The sequence below is a fragment of the Embleya scabrispora DSM 41855 genome, assembly GCF_000372745.1.
Lineage (GTDB): Bacteria > Actinomycetota > Actinomycetes > Streptomycetales > Streptomycetaceae > Embleya > Embleya scabrispora.
Genome location: NZ_KB889624.1, coordinates 1 through 4,358, shown reverse-complemented (window position 1 = coordinate 4,358; position 4,358 = coordinate 1). Strand labels below are relative to the sequence as shown.

Sequence of the window (4,358 nt, the reverse complement as noted above, 5' to 3'; positions counted from 1 at the left end):
GTCATGACAGTCCGTTCCGGAAGGGCCGGGGAACCGGGACGGTACCCCGGCCCACCATTCACATCACGGACTTACACGAACTTTCAGACACATCCTGTCCGGGCAAGCGCCGACTGTGTCGCCGGCGCAGCGTCATCGAGGGCACCGCTGCCCACGGGCGCGCGGCGGGCGGGGCCTGGGGTTGGCGTCGCGGGCTTGGGCATGAAGCTCGCGGTGGACGGTGGTGATCGTGTGTTGCGTTGCTTCCTTGACCGCCCCCAAGCCACGTGTGACGACCACCGCTGCGGAGGGCTCGGGGCGTCGGCGAGTACAGCCAACCGCACAGGATGGTGCCTGTGGCGTCGAACCCGGTGTCCTCACGCACATGATGACTCCTCGGAGTCGTGCGCGGTGCGGACGATGCTCATCGAGAACCACACGCGTTTCCCGGTGTCGATGGGGTGCCATCCCCACGCGAGGGCCAGGTCGACGACGAGGGCCAGTCCGCGCCCGGACTCCTGGAGGCATGCCGATCTGCAGTCGGCGGCTGCCGGCGGGACGCGGCTGGTGTCGTCGACGGACACGGTGAACGTGCCACGGGGCCTGTCGTGGAGGACGCGCAGGACCACCGCGCCGTCGGGAGCGTGCTGGAGGGCGTTCGCGTACAGCTCGCAGGTGAGCAGGACGGCATCGGCGACTGTGTCGCGGTCGGCTGCCATGCGGACCAGGTGCTCGCGGGTGAAGGCGCGGACGTCGCGTGCCAGGCGGGCGTCGGCTGCCACCGTCGACTCGGCGAGCAGCAGACCGAACGGGGCGGTGGGCGGGTTGGACGGTGGGGCGAGTGGCCGGGGGGCGAGTTCGACGAACGCGTTCCCGCTCGGCGAGGCGGAGGTGGTGCTGTGGGGGTTCACGTTGATCTCCGAGGAACAGAGCGGTGACGAGTGGCTCCCCGAGTTGTGTTGGTTGCTGTGTGCGGTGTTGGGACGCGGAATAGGCCTGCGGGATGTGCGGTTCGTCGCCCCCGGGGAGCACCGGCTCGCGGCGAGTCGGTGTGGTCCGGGCAGGGTTCGGTCGGACGTCGGCAAGCGCCCTTGTTGAGGCGTGTGTTCGCGTCGGATTGGTCGACCTTGTCCTTGGTGACGGCAACGAGGTCGGTGGAGACGCTCTTGGGGACGGGCTTCTTGTCGAGTGCGGCGACGACCCGTTCGCCCTGGGCGGCGATGTCGTACGGCTTCCGACCGGACGCCGACGAGCGAGCCGTCGAGCGCAGCGACGAGGTGGGTCTGCAGTGGCGCGGGCCCGTCCGGCCGAGGAAGTCCGGGTTCGCCCGGGGCTGGTCGGCCGGGTCGGCCGGGAGGTTCGGCCGCTTTGCCTCGTCCTTGGTGCAGTTGACAAACGACGCCTGGTGGCGGGCTCGGTGACCGGATCCACGGGGCTCAGCTCTTCGGGTAGGGGAACTCCGGACTGGCGAGAACCGCCATCATCCGGTTCACGTGCTCCTCGACGTCCGCCAGGCCGAGGTCGGCGCCCAGCGGGCGGGCCGGCATGCCGGGCTGGCAGATCCAGCACTCGCCGCTGCCGCCGGAGGTGATCGCGGCCAGTGCGGCGGCGGCGATCTCTGCCGGCTTGAGCAGCGGGAAGCCCGCCGCGGAGAGGAAAGCGGTCGCCTCGGCGCCCATCAGCGGCGTCTCGACCATGCCCGGGCAGATCGCGTTGACGGTGATGCCGCGTGCGGCCAGGGTCGGGCCGAGGCCGCGCACCAGGCCGACGACCGCGTGCTTGGCCATGCAGTAGACGGGGTCCTGCACGTACGGGAACAGTCCGGCCAGCCCGGAGGTGGCGAGGATCGATCCCCCTCGGTCCGGCTCCATCAACCGGACCGCCTCGCGGACGCCGTAGACGACCTGGTCGACGTTGATCCCGACCGCGCGCCGGTACTGCTCGTCGGTGATCGCGGCGATGTCGGCCTCGGCGGTGTTGGCGCCGGCGTTGAGGTAGACGATGTCGAGCCCGCCCAGCGATGTGGCCGCCCGGGCAAAGCCCGCGGTGACCTGGGCGGCGTCGGCCACGTCCATCCGCACGAAGGTGCCGCCGACCTCGGCCGCGGCCTCGAAGCCCGCACTCTCGTTGATGTCCGCGATCGCGACCCGGGCGCCCTCGGCCGCCAGCAGGCGCACGGTGGCGCGGCCGATGCCGGAGGCACCGCCGGTGATCAGGGCGCGACGGCCCTCCAACGTGTTCATCCGAATCCCTCCGGCAACCTGGCGACGGGCGACGCCAATTCTTCACGGCGCAGACCGTTGACGTGATTACGATACGAGAATACCGTATCGCAACCCGACAGTCACCCTTCTCGGTGGTGGGAGCTGTGGCCTGTCCCGCCCCGCTAGTGGAAGGCAAGAAGTGAAGACCTTGAACTCGATCAGCAGACGTCGGCCGGTTGTGGTGGCCGCGATCGTCGCCAGTGCACTCATCGCCGCCGGCTGCGGACCGTCCGCCGATGGCAGCGCGGCCTCCGGTTCGGCCCGCGGCTACGACGGCAAGACCATCACCGTGGCCGGGATGGGAGTGAAGGCCAACATGGGCAGCGCCGAGATCGGCGCCAGGGCCCGGATCGAGCGGTTCAACGCCGAGAAGGAGATCCCCGGCCTCACCATCGACTACACCAAGTTCGTCGACGACCAGGCCAACCCGGCGACCTCGCTGTCCGAGGCCCGCCGCCTGGTCACCTCGGACAAGGTCTTCGCGATCGTCGGCGACGTCTCCCAGACCAATCCGGTCCAGTACTTCGCCCAGCAGAAGGTGCCCTACTTCGGCATCGGCCTGGAGCCGAGCTACTGCGCCGACAAGCCGTCGACCGACCTCTGGGGTTTCGGCTTCTCCGGGTGCCTGACCCCGCGCAATCCCGAGATGCTGCCGAACGCCTTCGGCCTGCTGCGCAGGTACGCCACCGAGAAGACCGGCAAGAAGTCGCCGAGTATCGCGCTGTTCAGCTACGACGTCGAGGCGGGCCGGATCACGACCAAGTACGGCCAGACCGAGCTGGCCGGCGCCGGGTTCGACGTCGTCTTCTCCAAGGCGATGGTGCCCCCGCCGCCCGTCTCCGACTACACCCCGTACATTCAGCAGCTCCTCAAGTCCGACGGCGGCAACGCACCCGACGTCATCCAGTGCTACCTGGGTCCCGACTGCGTGCAGATCTACGCCCTGCTCAAGGCCGGCGGCTTCAAGGGCCTCTACGCGCACAGCCTGTGGTCCGACGCGCTGGTCAAGCCGATGGCCGGCAGCGTCACCCCGATCGCGTGGGCGAACCCGAGCGACTCCTCCCCGGCGGCCGACCGGATGCGCGCCGATGTCAGGGCGGTCAAGGCCGACCAGGCGATCGACATCGGCGTCATCTCCGGCTACTCCAGCGCCTCGATGTTCATCGACGCGCTCAAGGCCGTCGCCGAGAAGGGCAAGGACAAGATCACCCCGGAGGCGGTCCGCGACGCGGCTTCGAAGATGACCTTCGAGATCGAGGGGCTCGTCGGGCCGACCCGCTACCCGGACGCGTCCGCGGTGGCCACCGGCTGCCGCTCGGTGCTCGAGTCCGACGGCACCCGGTGGCAGACCGTCGAGAAGTTCACCTGTCTCGACAACACCTTCCCCAACAAATAGTGCCGTGACAGGCATCGTTGGCCCCGTCGCGACGCCCGGCACGCACTCACGCCGCACCGGACGAAGACCCGAGTCCGTCCCATACGAGGACCTCCGGCCGGCACGCCGAAGAGCACGCACCGGACGCCGCTCCTGCACGGGCAAACGTCGCCTGCCACGTCACCGGCTCATGTCCGTCGCCGGGCGCGGATCGCGCCCGGCGGCCGACACGCCCCCCGTTCACCACTCACCGTGAGGCGTACCCGTTGGACGGCACCAGCCCCCTGCTCGAGCTGCACGAGATCATCGTCCGCTTCGGCGGCATCCAGGCGCTCGACCGCGTCAGCCTCACCGTCGGGCGGGGCGAGACCGTCGGTCTGATCGGTCCGAACGGCGCCGGCAAGACCACCCTGTTCGACGTCATCTCCGGCGTCCGCCGGCCGAGCGACGGCGCGGTCCGCCTCGACGGCGAGGACGTCACCCGGCTCTCGGAGACCACCCGCGCCCGCCGCGGAGTGCGGCGCACCTTCCAGCGCGTCCAGACCTTCGGCTGGCTCACCGTCGAGGACAACGTCCTGGTCCCACTCGACTGCCGCGGGGGAGGCGGCGGGTTCGCCGGGGACGTCCTCTCGCTGCCGCCGCGCCGGAAACGGGAGCGCGAACGGCGGGCGCTCGTCGCCGGCGTGCTCGACCGGTGCGGCCTCGCCGGGTACGCCGACCGACTCGCCTCCTCTCTCCCG

General features: G+C 70.3%; 4 protein-coding genes. 2 read left to right on the top strand and 2 right to left on the bottom strand.

The features are described 5' to 3' along the window. Window positions 1-356: 356 nt before the first annotated feature. Both A3IC_RS62220 and A3IC_RS54175 read right to left on the bottom strand, forming a co-directional pair. The gene (locus A3IC_RS62220) at window positions 357-890 is read right to left on the bottom strand and encodes an ATP-binding protein (protein WP_020550557.1); all 534 of its coding nucleotides are present in this window, start codon (window positions 888-890) and stop codon (window positions 357-359) included. Window positions 891-1,415: 525 nt separating this feature from the next. After that, a complete protein-coding gene (locus tag A3IC_RS54175) occupies window positions 1,416-2,222 on the bottom strand; it encodes an SDR family NAD(P)-dependent oxidoreductase (RefSeq protein ID WP_052173465.1) in 807 nt (268 codons plus the stop codon). Window positions 2,223-2,382: 160 nt separating this feature from the next. Here A3IC_RS54175 and A3IC_RS0113345 point away from each other — a divergent pair, with 160 nt between their 5' ends. Both A3IC_RS0113345 and A3IC_RS0113340 read left to right on the top strand, forming a co-directional pair. Then, window positions 2,383-3,639, top strand: coding sequence for an ABC transporter substrate-binding protein (locus A3IC_RS0113345; protein WP_158695941.1), 1,257 nt, complete (start codon window positions 2,383-2,385; stop codon window positions 3,637-3,639). Window positions 3,640-3,884: 245 nt separating this feature from the next. Further along, a partial coding sequence (locus A3IC_RS0113340) for an ATP-binding cassette domain-containing protein (RefSeq protein ID WP_020550553.1) occupies window positions 3,885-4,358 on the top strand: 474 nt, incomplete at its 3' end.